The 14,623-nt window shown below is 64.6% G+C and carries 14 protein-coding genes; 8 read left to right on the top strand and 6 right to left on the bottom strand.

The features are described 5' to 3' along the window. Positions 1-7: 7 nt before the first annotated feature. The gene (locus ACVWYP_RS16625) at positions 8-550 is read right to left on the bottom strand and encodes a DUF3124 domain-containing protein (protein WP_411780962.1); all 543 of its coding nucleotides are present in this window, start codon (positions 548-550) and stop codon (positions 8-10) included. Between the two features lie 59 nt (positions 551-609). On the opposite strand from ACVWYP_RS16625, the gene ACVWYP_RS16630 reads away from it, so the two are divergent. The 4 genes from ACVWYP_RS16630 (at position 610) to ACVWYP_RS16645 (ending at position 6,026) form a co-directional block, all read left to right on the top strand. Continuing rightward, the gene (locus ACVWYP_RS16630) at positions 610-2,343 is read left to right on the top strand and encodes a cation:proton antiporter (RefSeq protein WP_304499068.1); all 1,734 of its coding nucleotides are present in this window, start codon (positions 610-612) and stop codon (positions 2,341-2,343) included. A gap of 214 nt (positions 2,344-2,557) precedes the next feature. Beyond that, entirely contained in the window at positions 2,558-3,634 is a 1,077-nt protein-coding gene (gene ribB, locus ACVWYP_RS16635) for a 3,4-dihydroxy-2-butanone-4-phosphate synthase (protein ID WP_028339523.1), read from the top strand. 148 nt (positions 3,635-3,782) lie between these two features. Continuing rightward, positions 3,783-4,997 carry an acyl-CoA dehydrogenase gene (locus ACVWYP_RS16640; RefSeq protein WP_028334515.1) on the top strand — a complete coding sequence of 405 codons (1,215 nt, stop codon included), beginning with the start codon at positions 3,783-3,785 and terminating at the stop codon, positions 4,995-4,997. A gap of 111 nt (positions 4,998-5,108) precedes the next feature. Then, a complete protein-coding gene (locus tag ACVWYP_RS16645; protein ID WP_304499069.1) occupies positions 5,109-6,026 on the top strand; it encodes an MBL fold metallo-hydrolase in 918 nt (305 codons plus the stop codon). Between the two features lie 3 nt (positions 6,027-6,029). Here ACVWYP_RS16645 and ACVWYP_RS16650 read toward each other — a convergent pair whose 3' ends face one another. Together ACVWYP_RS16650 and ACVWYP_RS16655 are read right to left on the bottom strand one after the other, a co-directional pair. Then, entirely contained in the window at positions 6,030-6,887 is an 858-nt protein-coding gene (locus tag ACVWYP_RS16650) for a DUF1499 domain-containing protein (RefSeq protein WP_304499070.1), read from the bottom strand. Positions 6,888-7,236: 349 nt separating this feature from the next. Further along, positions 7,237-8,865: a fatty-acid--CoA ligase gene (locus ACVWYP_RS16655; RefSeq protein ID WP_028339520.1), complete on the bottom strand. Its 1,629-nt coding sequence runs from the start codon at positions 8,863-8,865 to the stop codon at positions 7,237-7,239. Between the two features lie 76 nt (positions 8,866-8,941). Here ACVWYP_RS16655 and ACVWYP_RS16660 point away from each other — a divergent pair, with 76 nt between their 5' ends. After that, positions 8,942-10,057, top strand: coding sequence for an extensin family protein (locus tag ACVWYP_RS16660; protein ID WP_453946118.1), 1,116 nt, complete (start codon positions 8,942-8,944; stop codon positions 10,055-10,057). A 17-nt stretch (positions 10,058-10,074) separates the two neighbouring features. Here ACVWYP_RS16660 and ACVWYP_RS16665 read toward each other — a convergent pair whose 3' ends face one another. Next, a complete protein-coding gene (locus ACVWYP_RS16665; protein ID WP_028339518.1) occupies positions 10,075-10,752 on the bottom strand; it encodes a L,D-transpeptidase in 678 nt (225 codons plus the stop codon). Between the two features lie 337 nt (positions 10,753-11,089). Between ACVWYP_RS16665 and ACVWYP_RS16670 the strand changes: the two genes are divergently transcribed. Together ACVWYP_RS16670 and ACVWYP_RS16675 are read left to right on the top strand one after the other, a co-directional pair. Further along, positions 11,090-12,067 (top strand): magnesium transporter CorA family protein, encoded by a 978-nt coding sequence (locus ACVWYP_RS16670; RefSeq protein WP_304499071.1) that lies wholly within the window; start codon positions 11,090-11,092, stop codon positions 12,065-12,067. 130 nt (positions 12,068-12,197) lie between these two features. Further along, complete coding sequence (locus ACVWYP_RS16675) at positions 12,198-12,419, top strand: hypothetical protein (RefSeq protein WP_063607063.1); 222 nt, start codon at positions 12,198-12,200, stop codon at positions 12,417-12,419. A gap of 133 nt (positions 12,420-12,552) precedes the next feature. Here the strand turns inward: ACVWYP_RS16675 and ACVWYP_RS16680 are convergent, their stop codons facing one another. Together ACVWYP_RS16680 and pdxH are read right to left on the bottom strand one after the other, a co-directional pair. Next, positions 12,553-13,305 (bottom strand): SDR family NAD(P)-dependent oxidoreductase, encoded by a 753-nt coding sequence (locus ACVWYP_RS16680; protein ID WP_028339516.1) that lies wholly within the window; start codon positions 13,303-13,305, stop codon positions 12,553-12,555. A gap of 156 nt (positions 13,306-13,461) precedes the next feature. Further along, positions 13,462-14,103, bottom strand: coding sequence for a pyridoxamine 5'-phosphate oxidase (gene pdxH, locus ACVWYP_RS16685; protein WP_018270355.1), 642 nt, complete (start codon positions 14,101-14,103; stop codon positions 13,462-13,464). A gap of 105 nt (positions 14,104-14,208) precedes the next feature. Here pdxH and ACVWYP_RS16690 point away from each other — a divergent pair, with 105 nt between their 5' ends. Continuing rightward, positions 14,209-14,619 (top strand): RT0821/Lpp0805 family surface protein, encoded by a 411-nt coding sequence (locus ACVWYP_RS16690; protein ID WP_369525567.1) that lies wholly within the window; start codon positions 14,209-14,211, stop codon positions 14,617-14,619. The last annotated feature ends 4 nt before the right edge of the window (positions 14,620-14,623 follow it).

Here is a 14,623-nt window from a genome sequence, read left to right on the forward strand (position 1 = left end):
CATGAGGTTAGTTCTTGCCGACCAGGCGGATCGGCCGGCCCTGGCTGACGAAGGCGTAGTGCCCCGCGCCGACACTGCCGACCATCAGGGCCTCGACCGCCGGTTCCGCGATGTCGCCGGCGGCCGCCCAATCGACCACGAAATTCGCACCGGTGCCGCCGCGGGTATCGGTCGTGGCGATCGCGACCTCGACGGTCGCAAACGGTTTTAGCGCGACCGGCGATTTGAGGTAGCTCTCCACCATCTTGCCTGATGTGTCGAAATAGGCGATCCGCTTCAGCACCAGCGGCTTCGTCTCGGAGGCGTTGTGCACGCTGAGCGTCACCGAAAAATCGGCCCTGAGCTTGCCCTGGCTCATCGACACGCTGGAATACACCGGCACGTAGAATGCACCGGAGGCGGTGAGGCCCTCCGATGGCACCGCCGTCAACGAGTTCGCGAAATTTTGTTCAATACTTCCGGGGGATTGTGCTAGCGCCTCTGACATGCGCACGGTGAGCAGGCAGAGCAAAACTGCGAGAAAAATGCCGCCTGCGCGGATGTGACACATTGCTCGGTTGATCCTCACGCCCGGCCCTCTAGGTTGCGGCAACAGGAAGTCTTTGACGCATGCATGAACTGATTCCCGATATCACGCTCTGTATTCTCTTTGCTTGGGGGATCGGGCTGTTGGCCCACTTCTCCCGGCAACCGCTGATACTGGCGTACCTTATCGCCGGCTTTTTCATTGGTCCATTCGGCATGGGCTGGGTCAAGTCCCAGGAATCGATCAGCGTCATCTCCGAGCTCGGCCTGATCTTCATGCTGTTCATGATCGGGCTGGAAATCGACCTCAAGAAGATCATCCGTGCCGGCAAGGTCATCCTGTTCGCCGGTGCCGGCGAGCTGATCGGCGGCTGTCTGATCGGCGTGGCGTTCTTTGCCGCTATCGGGCTTGCGGTCGGCGGCGGCAAGTTCGACGCGATTTATCTCTGCGTCGCCTGCGCGCTGTCCTCGACCGTGATCATCGTCAAGGTGCTCTACGAGAAGCGCGAGCTGGATACGCTGCCGGGCCGCATCACGCTCGGCGTGCTGGTGCTGCAGGACATCTTCGCGATCCTGTTCCTGGCGGTGCAGCCGAGCCTGGACAATCTGCAGATCAGTGTCGTGCTGCTGTCGATTGCCCGCGTCGCGGTGCTGGTCGCAACCGCGCTGGTGCTGAGCCGCTACGTGCTGCCGCGGCTGTTCCACCAGATCGCGCGGCGGCCCGAGCTCGTGCTGCTCGGCGCGCTCGCCTGGTGCTTCCTGATCGGCGAGATCGCCGAGCGGCTGCATCTGTCGCGCGAGATGGGTTCGCTGGTCGCCGGCGTCTCGATCTCGACCTTTCCCTACGCGCTCGACGTCACCGCCAAGGTCACGACGCTGCGGGATTTCTTCATCACCCTGTTCTTTGTCGCGCTCGGCATGACGATCCCGATTCCGGGCCTCTCGGTGATCTGGCTTGCGCTCGTCATCGCGGCCTTCACGGTGGCGAGCCGCCTGATCACGACGTTCACGCCGCTCTACCTGATGAAGCAGGGCCTGCGCGCCAGCCTGCTGCCGGCGATCAACCTGGCGCAGATCTCCGAGTTCTCGCTAGTGGTGATCCAGACCGGTGTCGCCGCCAACCACATCGGAACCGAAACCGCGAGTGCGGTCTCGTTCGCCTTCGTGGTGCTGGCGGTGCTCTCGACCTTCGCGATGGGGCGCAGCGACCAAATCGTGCGCGGCCTGATCGGTCCGTTGAAGCGGATCGGGCTGCGCGACCTCGACCAGGAAGGCCAGGGCCGCGGCGAGGCCGGGCAGGAGGGCGGACATGGCGAGATCCGGCGCATCGTCATCCTCGGCTTTTTCCGCGCGGCGAGCGCGCTGATCAGCCAGATCGAGCGGCAGAACCAGTCGTTGCTCGAGCAGATCAGCGTCATCGATTTCAACCCGCTGGTGTTCCGCACGCTGTCCGACCGCGGCATGCACGTGATCTATGGCGACATCAGCAATGTCGACACCCTGGTTCATGCCGGCATCGGCAAGGCCGAGATCATCATCCTGAGCGTGCCGGACTTCCTCTTGGTCGGCGCCGACAATGAGAAGCTGGTGCGCCACGTCCGCGCCCTCAATCCGACCGCGCGGATCGTTGCCACCGCGGACCTCCTGACCGGCGTTGACGACCTCTACAGCGCCGGCGCCGACTACGTGACGGTGACCCGGCTCAGCGACGCCGGCGAGCTCTATTCGGTGATCGAGGCGGCCGACGCCGGCCTGCTCGACGACAAGCGCGCCGAGCTGGATGTCCAGCTCAGCGACCGGCGCGAGGTGCTGCCATAGGGCGAGCATGATGCGGAAAATCTACGTAGCCCGGATGGAGCGAAGCGAAATCCGGGGACTTTGCACGCGGGGATATCCCGGATTGCGCTTCGCTCCATCCGGGCTACGGGCTCCTGGTATGCCTGCCGGATGCATGGCGGGTTGCATAATGATACTGGCGCTGACATCGGAACCCGGCTAATCCACTGCCTGCATATAGCGAGATGTCAGGACAATGGCCGATACGATCCAGGAAGTGCTGCAAGCCTTTGCGAAGGGTGAACTCGTCGTCGTCACCGACGATGACGATCGGGAAGGCGAGGGCGATCTGATCGTCGCGGCGTCGTTCTGCACGGCGGAGAAGATGGCCTTCATCATCCGCCACACCTCCGGCATCGTCTGCGCACCGATCACCACCGAGGACGCCCGCCGGCTGCGGCTCGACCCGATGGTGGCGCATAACGAGTCCAACCACACCACCGCCTTCACGGTCTCGATCGACTACAAGCCCGATGGCGGCACCGGCATCTCGGCCGAGGAACGCGCCTCCTGCTGCCGCGCGCTCGCCAATCCCAATGCCGGCGCCAATGATTTTGCGCGCCCCGGCCACATCTTCCCGCTGATCGCGCGCGACGGCGGCGTGCTCCTGCGCTCCGGCCACACCGAGGCGGCGGTCGATCTGTGCCGGCTCTCGGGCCTGCCGCCGGTCGGCGTCATCAGCGAGCTGATGAACGACGATGGAACCGTGATGAAGGGCGAGCAGGTCGCGAAATTCGCCGCCGCCCATAAGCTCAAGCATGTCACGATCGCGGACATGATCGCCTATCGCCAGGCGCGCGAGAAGCTGATCGAGCGGGTCGCGACCTTCACCACCGAAAGCCCGATCGGTCCGCTGCAGGGCTATGCCTATCGCTCGCCGTTCGACGAGATTATGCATGCCGCCTTCGTCTATAACGGCATCGGCGACGGCCGGGACGTGCTGACGCGGCTGCACAAGCCCAACATCGTGAAAGACCTGTTCACCGGGCCGGCGCGCATGGAAGCCGTGTTGCGGCACTTCAAGGACGCCGGCCGCGGCGTGCTGGTTTATCTGCGCGATGGTGCCGCCGGTGTTCCGGTCGAGCCGGTCGGCGAGCAGAAGACGGCGGAGGCCGATCGCCACAGGCAGTGGCGCGAGGTCGGCGTCGGGGCACAGATCCTGCGCGATCTCGGCGTCACCTCGATCCGGCACCTGACTTCGTCGGTGCACGACTACAAGGGATTGTCCGGTTTCGGCATCGAGATCGTGTCGAACGAGAAGCTGGAGAGCTAGCGCTGTTATTCCGGGGAATCTCGAGATTCCGGGTTCGATGCTGACGCATCGCCCCGGAATGACGGTGAGAGGATCACCAATTGCGCTTCGCAGCATAGCGCTTTAATTTATCCGCCAATTTCCGATAGACGATGCGAAAGGATGTTTCATGAGCGTGCGCCCCCAGGCCAAGGACAAGCCGGCTGCCGCCAGCTTCCAGTGGGATGATCCGTTCCTGCTCGACGACCAGCTCACCGAAGACGAGCGCCTGATCCGCGACACGGCGCGAGCCTATGCGCAGGACAAGCTGCTGCCGCGGGTCACCAAGGCCTATCTGGAAGAGAAAACCGACCGCGAGATTTTCAACGAAATGGGCGAGCTCGGCCTGATCGGCGTGACGCTGCCCGAGGAGTATGGCTGCGCCAATGCGAGCTACGTGGCCTATGGCCTCGTGGCGCGCGAGATCGAGCGCGTCGATAGCGGCTATCGCTCGATGAACTCGGTGCAGTCGTCGCTGGTGATGTATCCGATCTACGCCTATGGCGACGAAAACCAGCGCAAGAAATATCTGCCCAAGCTCGCGACCGGGGAATGGGTCGGCTGCTTCGGCCTGACCGAGCCGGATGCCGGTTCCGATCCCGGCGGCATGAAGACCCGCGCCGAGAAGGTCGCTGACGGCTACAAGCTCAACGGCGCCAAGATGTGGATCTCGAACGCGCCGATCGCCGACGTGTTCGTGGTGTGGGCCAAGTCGGCTGCGCACGACAACCAGATCCGCGGCTTCATCCTCGAGAAGGGCATGAAGGGCCTGTCGGCGCCGAAGGTCGGCGGCAAGCTCTCGCTGCGCGCCTCGATCACTGGCGAGATCGTGCTCGACAATGTGGTGGTGCCGGAAAGCGCGCTGCTGCCCAACGTCTCCGGCCTCAAGGGTCCGTTCGGCTGCCTCAATCGCGCCCGCTACGGCATCTCCTGGGGCGCACTGGGCGCTGCCGAGGACTGCATGCACCGCGCGCGGCAATACACGCTCGACCGCAAGCAGTTTGGCCGGCCGCTCGCCGCCACCCAGCTGGTGCAGAAGAAGCTCGCCGACATGGAAACCGAGATCGCGCTCGGCCTGCAGGCCTCGTTGCGCGTCGGCCGCCTGATGGACGAGGGCAAGATGGCCCCCGAGATGATCTCGATCGTCAAGCGCAACAATTGCGGCAAGTCGCTCGACATCGCCCGTATGGCGCGCGACATGCACGGCGGCAACGGCATCCAGATCGAGTATCACGTGATGCGTCACGCCGCGAACCTCGAGACGGTGAACACTTATGAGGGCACGCACGACGTCCATGCGCTGATCCTCGGCCGCGCGATCACCGGCATCCAGGCGTTCTCGTAAATCCTTTCACAGTCATTCCGGGGCGATACGTCAGCATCGAACTCGGAATCTCGAGATTCCGGGTTCAGCCCTGTCGGGCTGCCCCGGAATGACGATGCAGAGAAAATCCCCATGGCCGACAACGACGACATCCCGTTCAACCGCGATTTCCCGCTGAAGCCCGGCGTGGTCGAACAGGTCCGCCCCGGCGTTCGCCGTGTCCTCTGCAACAATCCGAGCCCGTTCACCTTCACCGGCACGGTCAGCTACATCGTCGGCGAGGGCAAGGTCGCGATCATCGATCCCGGTCCCGACGACGAGGCGCATGCCAAGGCGATGCTCGATGCGGTCAAGGGCGAGACCGTGACGCATATCCTGGTCACCCATACCCATCGCGACCATTCGCCGAACACGCCGCGGATCAAGGCCGCGACCGGCGCGCCGGTTTATGCCGAGGGACCGCACCGCGCCTCGCGCCCGCGCTTCGAGAGCGAGAAGCACAATCCGGAATCCGGCGCCGACCGCGATTTCCGGCCCGATGTGCAGGTCAAGCACGGCGACGTCATCGAGGGGGCGGGCTTTGCGCTGGAGGCGGTCGCCACCCCCGGCCACACCGCCAATCACCTGGCGTTCGCCTGGACCGAGCGCAGCATCAATTTCGTCGGCGACCATGTGATGGGCTGGTCGACCTCGATCGTGGCGCCGCCCGACGGCTCGATGATCGATTACATGGCCTCGCTGGAGCGGCTGGAGCAGCGGCCCGAGCAGCTTTATTTCTCCGGCCACGGCCCGGAGATTCCGGAAGGCCCGCGCTACGTCCGTTTCCTCGCGCGGCATCGCCGGGCGCGCGAGGCATCGATCCTGCATCGCCTCGGCAAGGGCGAGGCCGATATCCCGACCATGGTGCGGGCGATCTATATCGGGCTCGATCCGCGCCTCGCCAATGCCGCCGGCTATTCGGTGCTGGCGCATCTGGAGGACCTCGTCGCGCGCGGCATCGTGGCGACCGACGGCGATCCGGTGATCGGCGGGACGTACCGGATGGCGTAGGCGCTATTTCTTTACCGTTTTCGCCGGCGGCGCCTTTGGCGCGACAGGAGCGGCCTTCTTCGCCGGCTTGGAATTGTCGTTCTCGGCGGCGCTGTTGAGATCCTCGATCAGCTTCTTGACGCGGGCGGCGTTGCTGCCGAGATCGGTGTCGAAATAGCGCGATGCCGAACGGATATCGACGCGGGAGTCCTCGTCGTCAGGCGTGACCCGGATCGAGACGTCCTCGCGGAAACCCATGATCGGCGTCCGCGCCACCGCCTCGATGCGGCCGATGCGGCGCGGCGGCTGCGGCGCGCGCGCGTCGATGACGAGCCATTTGCGGCGGTTCACCAGCCGCAGCGTCAGCTCATAGGCGCGGTCGACCGGGGTTTCGAGCTCGACGGTTTCGATATCGGGATAGGCCGCGCGCTGCTTCTCGGCCGAATAGAGGCCGGCATAGGCGGCAGGGTTGGTGCCTTCCCCGGTGCGCAGCCGCGCCAGCGCCTCGAACCTCGGCGGGTCGATCGCGTCGGTGGTGACGTCGTAGATCCGCGGCAGCTTGCGGTACTGATAGATGAGGTAGGCCGGGTAGGCGAGGATCGCCGCGTCGATCAGCAGCGCGAGCAGGATCCGGCCCATGCCGCGGGTGCCGTTCTGCCAGATCGCGGCAAAGGCGGCCAGCCCAAGCAGGATCGACAGGCCGGCCAGGCCCAGCGCGCCGAAGAAGGTCGCCAGCGCCGGTTTGACCTCCAGGAACCCGAAGCGGACGATCAGGATCGAGACCACCACCGCGACGACGGAGAAGATGGCAAGGTTGCGCGACCAGGTGGCGAGACCGGACACGGGCTCCTGCTGGTAGGGAGCGGAAAACCTGCGCGCCATCGTCGAAAAATCTGCCGGTTGAGATGTCCTCAGGCGACCTCGGCCGCCGCGATCAGTCGTGTGAGACCACGGACCTGCGGCGAATTCAAGGGATTTGGGCGTTGAAGCGCCTTGGATGGGCCGTCATGCCCGCGCCATCTGGCCGAAGATGCGCTTCACGCTCATGCCGGGCTGCGGCGTCAACCCGGATCGTTCACGCCGCAGCAATTGTGTAGCCCGGAGGTGCCAACGGGTCGCGCGAACGCGCGCCCGATGACAGGCTCCGCGAAATCCGGGGCAGGTCCTTCCGTCGATCGCCGAACCCCGGATTGCGCTTCGCTCCATCCGGGCTACGATTTCTCGTGTTGCGTCACGCCGCGGCGGTCGGGAACGTGTAGTCCTTGAACTGGTCGCGCAGCGCCGTTTTCAGGATCTTGCCGGTCGCGGTGTGCGGAATGCCGTCGACGAAGGCGACGTCGTCGGGCATCCACCATTTGGCGATCTTGCCGTCCATGAACTTCAGGATGTCCTCGCGCGTGGCGCTCTGGCCCTGCTTGAGCTGCACGATCAGCAGCGGCCGCTCATCCCATTTGGGGTGATGGACGCCGATCACGGCGGCTTCCGCGACCGCCGGATGGCCGATCGCGAGGTTCTCGAGATCGATCGAGGAGATCCATTCGCCGCCGGACTTGATCACGTCCTTGGAGCGGTCGGTGATCCGCATGTAGCCGTGCTCGTCCATCGTCGAGACGTCGCCGGTGTCGAAATAGCCGGCACCGTCGAGGATGTTGCTGTCGACCCGGAAATAGGCCTTGGCGATCGCCGGGCCCGAGACCTTGAGACGGCCGAAGGTCTTGCCGTCCCACGGCAGCTCCTTGCCGGCATCGTCGGTGATCTTCATCTCGACGCCGAACGGCGGATAGCCCTGGGTCTGCAGGATGTCGAGCCGCTCCTCGCCGGTGCGCTCGGTGAACGGCGGCTTCAGCGTCGCCAGCGTGCCGAGCGGGCTCATCTCGGTCATGCCCCAGGCGTGGCGCACCTGGCTGCCCATGTCGAGGAACGCCTTGATCATCGAGCGCGGCATCGCCGACCCGCCGCAGATCACCATCTGCAGATCCGGCAGCTTGACGTTGTTGGCGGCCATGTATTGCAGCAGCATCAGCCACACCGTCGGCACGCCGGCGGTGTGCGTGACCTTCTCGGTCGACAGCAACTCGTACACCGAGGCGCCGTCGAGCTTCGGGCCCGGCATCACGAGCTTGGTGCCCATCGACGGCGCGGAGAAGGCGATGCCCCAGCTGTTGGCATGGAACAAGGGGACCACCGGAAGCATTGTGTCCGATGCGGAGGTGCCGAGCGCGTCCTTCGAGTTGGCCATCAGCGCGTGCAACACGTTGGAGCGGTGCGAATAAAGTACACCCTTGGGATCGCCCGTCGTGCCGGAGGTGTAGCACATCGCCGCCGCGGTGTTCTCGTCGAAGGTCTTCCACTCGAACTTGCCGTCGGATGCCGCGATCCAGTCCTCATAGGCGACCGCGTTCTTCAGCGTGGTCTGCGGCATGTGCGCCTTGTCGGTCAGCACCACGTAGCGCTCGACGCTCGGCAGCTGGCCTGCGATCTTCTCCAGCACCGGAACGAAGGTGAGGTCGGTGATGACGATGCGGTCCTGGGCGTGGTTGACGATCCAGGCGATCTGCTCCGGAAACAGGCGCGGATTGACCGTATGGCAGATCGCGCCGATCCCCATGATGCCGTACCAGACCTCGAGGTGGCGCCAGGTGTTCCAGGCGATGGTGGCGACGCGGTCGCCGAGCTTGATGCCGTCGCGTTCCAGGCTCTGCGAGACCTTCAGTGCGCGGGCGTGGATTTGGGCGTAGGTGGTGCGATGAATGGGGCCTTCGACCGACCGCGTCACGACTTCCTGCGTGCCGTGATATTTGGCGGCGTGCTCAATAATCTTGTGACACAGCAAGGGCCAATCTTGCATCAAACCAAGCATACGCAAATCCCTCCTCGATCCTCACGCATGATCCGCCGGCATCTTGGACGGCCGGCAGTAAAATCATGGAACTGACATGAACTTTAGCGCGGAGAAAGCAAGCCGAAAATGGCCTGTTGGCGCGTTTCGTCGCGGGGGCGCGGCAATGGTTACCGCCGCCGCCCTGCTGCTTTGCCTTGGCATGCAAGCAGGCCCCGCCGAGGCCGCCCGCCGCGCGCCCAGCTTTCCGTGGGACGATCTGTTCGGTACCCGGCCGCAAAGGCCGCACAAGGCAGTCCGCCGCTCAGTGGTGCCGCTGCCGAAGCCGCGCCCGGCGCAGGCGCCGGCGGCAACCGAGCCCGAGCCGCCCGCGGCCGAGACGCAGTCTCCGGCCGCGCCTACTGAGGCTGCGAGGCCCGCCGAGCCGGCCGCACCGCAGCTGTCGGCCTGCCGGCAGGCGTTGACCGAGGAGATCGCGGTCGCCCCGAGCATTCCGGATATTCACGGCGCCGGGGGCTGCGGCGGCGAGGATCTGGTGCGGCTCGAGGCGATCGTGCTGCCGGACAAGCGCAAGGTCGCGGTCAAGCCCGCGGCGATCCTCCGCTGCAAGATGGCCGCTGCGGTCGTCGACTGGGTCCGCACCGATATCGCGCCGCTCGCGCAGAGCCTCGGCGGCGGGATCAGCAATCTCGACAATTTCGACTCGTTCGAATGCCGCGGCCGCAATCGGGTGGCCGGAGCGCAGCTCTCCGAGCACGGCCGCGCCAATGCGCTTGACGTGCGCGCCCTCGGTCTCGCCAACGGCAAGTCGATCTCGCTGACTGACCGCAGCGTACCGCGGGCCTTGCGCGAGACGGTGCTGCACTCGGTCTGCGCCCGCTTCTCCACGGTGCTCGGGCCGGGTTCGGACTGGTACCACGAGGACCACATCCATCTCGACCTGATCGAGCGTCGCAACAATTACCGGATCTGCCAGTGGAACGTGGACGACCCGCTGCCGCAAGTCGCGCCGCTGTTGCCGGCCGAGCGCCCCGAAGAGGCGCCGCCGCGCGAGGTCGCCGCCAAATCCGACGGAGCGAAGACGGACGCATCCAGAGCTGACGCCGGCAAGAAGCCGGACGGCACAAAATCAGATGATGCGGCTGCGCCTGACCGCAGCGCCGAGACCAAGCCGCAGCCAACAAAAAAGCGCCGGCAAAGCCGGCGCTTTTGATCGCGATTGCGATGGGATCAGTAGGTCGTGCCGCCGCCGCCCTGCAGCGCCATCTGCGGCTTGTAGGGCGAGTCGCCGTGCTTTGGCTCCAGCACCACGACGATGGTGCCGAGCTTGACCCGGTTGTAGAGGTCGATGACGTCCTCGTTGGTCATGCGGATGCAGCCCGAGGAGATCGACGCGCCGATATATTCCGGCTGGTTGGTGCCGTGGATGCGGAACAGCGTGTCCTTGCCGCCCGAATAGAGATACATCGCGCGCGAGCCCATCGGATTGTCCGGGCCCGGGGCCACGAAGGTCGGGACGCCGAGGCGCGAGATTTCGCCGGGGGTCGGGTGCCAGGCCGGCCATTCGGTCATGCTGCCGACCTTGGCGATGCCGGACCAGGCCATGGCTTCCTCGCCGACGGTGATGCCGTACCGGATCGCCTTGCCGTCGTTCAGCACGTAATAGAGGTAATGGTTGTCGGAATCGACCACGATCGAGCCGGGGGCTTCCTTGCGGTGATACTCGACGATGGCGCGGCGGAACGGTTCAGCCACCGGCGTCTTGACGTAGGTGGTCTTGGCCAGGAGTTCCTTGTCACGCGGCTTGAAGTTCGAGGTATTGGTTGCCTCATAGGTTGTGGCCTGCATGCAGCCTGACAACATCAGGCCCGCGGCCAGAATCCCGAAGGTAACTTTGAGCGACGACATGATTACATTCCAATCGAAAATCTGCGCCCGAAAGCGCCACTATTACGCCCCAAACGCCACGATTCCATGAGGGCAGTATTGCTGAAACGCGCCATTATTCCCAGACTTTAGATGCCTTTCCCGCATCGCGGGACGTCGTCTGTGGCTTTTTTGCCGCAACTGTTCTGGCGCCGGGTTGGTTTTTGTGCAAACAGGCAACGGTCGACGAGTCGGCGCCACGTCACTGCCGCCTGGCCGCCACAAGTATGGATGCCCGGTTAATGCCCCGGTCATGAAGCGCCCCCCAGAATCGCGCTAAGTCGGCGGGTCCTGCCAGCCCTGTTTCGTGGAGTTCGTGATGCTGTCGGTGTTCGTTCCGTCCGAGTTTTCGCTCAAGAAGGCCACCGCGACCGATCTCGGCGCGCTGCCCGAGGGAGCGGTCTGGGTCGATCTGGTGAATCCGACGGTGGAGGAGGACCGGGCGGTCGAGAAGCTCGCGGGGATCGCGGTGCCGACCCGGGAAGACATGCAGGAGATCGAGATCTCCAGCCGTCTCTATATCGAGAACAGCGCCCGCTACATGACCGCGACGCTGATGTGCCAGTCCGACACCGACATGCCGCGTACCACGGCGGTCACCTTCATCCTGACCAGCCATCGCCTGGTCACGGTACGCTACGACTTGCCGAAACCTTTCGCGCTGGTCGAGAACAAGCTGGCGCGCGCCTGTGCTCCCGGCATCACCGGCGAGCAGGTGCTGATGGAACTGCTGGACGCTGTGATCGACCGTTGCGCCGATCTCCTGGAGCGCTGCGGAGCCGATATCGACCAGGTGTCCCACGACATCTTCGAGCCGGAGAGCGAGCGCCACGGTCACGCCAAGCAATATTCGCAGATCCTGATCGCGATCGGCCGCAAGGGCGACCTGACCTCGAAGGTTCGCGAAAGCCTGGTCTCGATCGGCCGCCTCGTCACCTTCCTCTCCGCGGTGGTCGAGGGCGTGAAATGGTCCAAGGACATGCGCGAGCAGCTCAAGACCATGCAGCGTGACGTGGCCTCACTGACCGACCACGCCTCCTATCTCTCCAACAAGATCACCTTCGTGCTCGACGCCATGCTCGGCGTGGTCAATCTGGAACAGAACAACATCATCAAGCTGTTCTCGGTGATGGCGGTGGTGCTGATGCCGCCGACGCTGATTGCCTCGATCTACGGCATGAATTTCAAGATCATGCCGGAACTCGAGTGGGCGCACGGCTATCCGTATGCACTGGTGCTGATGCTGATTGCGGCCGTTGTGCCGTACTGGATCTTCAAGTGGAAGAAGTGGCTGTAAACCGGTTCCACACGTCGCGTTTTGGGACGCGCTTTCTGCCTTATTTCCTCTGCTAAAATTTGAGCGTTGCGCTGAACGTTTGGGCGAAACTTGTCTGCGATAACGCCCGCCTCGAAGCCGGAGGACAGCAATGGTTGAGAAGATCATAACGCCACGGCGTAACGTCATCGACTTTGCGCGCTATCAACAGGACCGCGCAGCAGGCAAGGTGCAGGCGATCTCGCCGACACTTTGCCGTTACTGTGGCGCTGCGTTGCTGGATGGCGAGGACGAAGACGAATGCTCCAGCGCGCTGAATGACGTCGCGCTGCGGCAGCCCGAGAAGAAGTCGCGTCGGTTCTACGCAGACTAGAGGCCGAAGCCTCGGAGGCAGAAGCCTCGTTTGCGTTTGTTACGCCTGCAAGTGAAGCAATCCCAATGACGGCCGCGGCGGCGGCCGGGATCGCCTCAAAACTTCCTTCCCCGAAATACGGCTCTTCCCAGCTTCAGACGTGCTGACCACCGTTGATGTGGATCTCCGCACCGTTCACGTAAGAGCTGGTTTCCGTGCAGAGAACGTAGATGATCTTGGCGACCTCGTCCGGCGTGCCCAGGCGATGCATCGGGATCTGCTGGTCGACGATCTTCTCGGTGCCCGGCGACAGGATCGAGGTATCGATCTCGCCCGGCGCGATCGCGTTGACGCGGACGCCGACGCGGCCGAAGTCCGATGCCATCTCGCGCGTCAGCGCCGCGAGCGCGGCCTTCGACGTCGCATAGGCCGCGCCGGCAAACGGATGCACGCGCGAGCCGGCGATCGAGGTGACGTTCACCACCGCGCCCTTGGCGTGTTTCAACTCCTCGAGCAGCCCGCGCGCGATCATGATCGGCGCGAAGAAGTTGACGTGGAAAACGTGGGTCCAGGTCTCGATGTCGGTGTCCATGGTGCCGAGCCGGCCGCCGCCCGCAGCCTTCGGCGAGATCGCGGCGTTGTTGACCAGCGCGTGCAGTTCATCGTTCTCGAGCCGCCTGCGGATCTCGGAGATCGCGCGCACGGTGTCGTCATGGCTGCCGAGGTCGACCTCGATGTGATCTTCCGGCCCGGCGCCCCACGGGCAGACCTCGGGAAACGCATGCCGCGACAGCGTGATGACGCGCCAGCCGGCGGACGAGAACCGGATCGCGGTGGCATGGCCGATGCCGCGGCTTGCGCCGGTCAGGAGCAGCGTGCGCCGCGGTGCATTGGATGGGTGGGGCATCGACGGTTTCTTTCGTTTTCGTCATACGCGGCGGCGTGCCGGGCATCCACGCCTTCGAACGACTTGAGATGACTTGGGATCAAGACGTCGATGGCCGGGGTCATCTTACACGAAGACACGCTTCGCGCTTTCGCCCGGCCACGACGGTCGCAGCTTTCAGGGATAGAGCCGCACCTTCGACCAGGCGCTGCCGGCGCCGTCGCGGCGGAATTCGATGCGGTCGTGCAGGCGGTACGGGCGGTCGTGCCAGAACTCGAAGCGCTGCGGCGTGATCCGCCAGCCGCTCCAGCCCGGCGGCCGCGGCACCTCGCCGATGACGTATTTCGCACCGGTCTTGGCGATCGCCTGCTCGAAGGCGAAGCGGCTCTCCAGCGGCTGCGACTGCTTGCTGGCCCAGGCGCCGATCTGCGCCTGCTTCGGCCTGGTGGCGAAATAGGCGTCGGCCTCGGCATCGGTCACCGGTGTGACCGGTCCGCGGATGCGCACCTGGCGGCGCAGCGATTTCCAGTGGAAGAGTAAAGCGGCCTTAGGATTTGCGGCCAATTCGCGGCCCTTGGCGCTCGCAATGTGGCTGTAGAACACGAAGCCGTCGGCATCGAAGCCCTTCATCAGCACCATCCGCACGTCGGGCAGGCCGTCGGGATCGACGGTCGCAAGCGCCATCGCGTTCGGATCGTTCGGCTCGGACTTGACCGCCTCCGCAAACCATTCGGCGAACAGGGCGAACGGCTCCTCCGCCGCGGTGAAATCACCCGATGTTAACGGTGTCGGGTGTTTGATGGAGGTCGTGTCGGTCATGTCAGGAGTCCCGATTTGCATCCGCCCGCGTCTGAAAGCGCGTTACTAGCCCTATATAGGGCATGGGGGCGCGTTGGCCTATCGGCGATCCACCCCGCAAGCGCGATGGTGACATTGATCCTGATCGGCGTCGGCGCAAGCGGCTGCAGCCTGTCGCGCAGCGACGCCTTCGCCAAGATCGACGACAAGGATGTGACGGGCTCGATCAGCCCGACCCAGGTCAATGCGGTGATGCCGACCGACAGCGATCTCGCCTTCGCCCGCAATGCCGCCTCCGACGTGTTGACCAAGGGCGACAAGGATTCCAGCCAGCCCTGGGAAAATCCGGAAACCGGCGCGCGCGGTTCGGTGACGCCGCTGGCCCAGGCCTATTCGGGCGAGGATGGCAAGACGTGCCGGGATTTCCTTGCCAGCTACGTCAATGGAGCCACCGAGAGCTGGCTGCAGGGCGCCGCGTGCAAGGCTGGACAAGGGCGGTGGGAAATCCATAGCCTGAAGCCCTGGAGAAAATCCTGAGAAT

The sequence above is a fragment of the Bradyrhizobium sp. USDA 3262 genome, from assembly GCF_054060035.1.

Coding starts and splice junctions, on each gene's coding strand:
- ACVWYP_RS16665 (WP_028339518.1), bottom strand. CDS start 10,752: ATGTCGTCGCTCAAAGTTACCTTCGGGATTCTGGCCGCGGGCCTGATG.
- ACVWYP_RS16640 (WP_028334515.1), top strand. CDS start 3,783: ATGAGCGTGCGCCCCCAGGCCAAGGACAAGCCGGCTGCCGCCAGCTTC.
- ACVWYP_RS16655 (WP_028339520.1), bottom strand. CDS start 8,865: ATGCTTGGTTTGATGCAAGATTGGCCCTTGCTGTGTCACAAGATTATT.
- ACVWYP_RS16670 (WP_304499071.1), top strand. CDS start 11,090: ATGCTGTCGGTGTTCGTTCCGTCCGAGTTTTCGCTCAAGAAGGCCACC.
- ACVWYP_RS16690 (WP_369525567.1), top strand. CDS start 14,209: ATGGTGACATTGATCCTGATCGGCGTCGGCGCAAGCGGCTGCAGCCTG.
- ACVWYP_RS16630 (WP_304499068.1), top strand. CDS start 610: ATGCATGAACTGATTCCCGATATCACGCTCTGTATTCTCTTTGCTTGG.
- ACVWYP_RS16625 (WP_411780962.1), bottom strand. CDS start 550: ATGTGTCACATCCGCGCAGGCGGCATTTTTCTCGCAGTTTTGCTCTGC.
- ACVWYP_RS16660 (WP_453946118.1), top strand. CDS start 8,942: ATGAACTTTAGCGCGGAGAAAGCAAGCCGAAAATGGCCTGTTGGCGCG.
- ACVWYP_RS16645 (WP_304499069.1), top strand. CDS start 5,109: ATGGCCGACAACGACGACATCCCGTTCAACCGCGATTTCCCGCTGAAG.
- ACVWYP_RS16650 (WP_304499070.1), bottom strand. CDS start 6,887: ATGGCGCGCAGGTTTTCCGCTCCCTACCAGCAGGAGCCCGTGTCCGGT.
- ribB (WP_028339523.1), top strand. CDS start 2,558: ATGGCCGATACGATCCAGGAAGTGCTGCAAGCCTTTGCGAAGGGTGAA.
- pdxH (WP_018270355.1), bottom strand. CDS start 14,103: ATGACCGACACGACCTCCATCAAACACCCGACACCGTTAACATCGGGT.
- ACVWYP_RS16675 (WP_063607063.1), top strand. CDS start 12,198: ATGGTTGAGAAGATCATAACGCCACGGCGTAACGTCATCGACTTTGCG.
- ACVWYP_RS16680 (WP_028339516.1), bottom strand. CDS start 13,305: ATGCCCCACCCATCCAATGCACCGCGGCGCACGCTGCTCCTGACCGGC.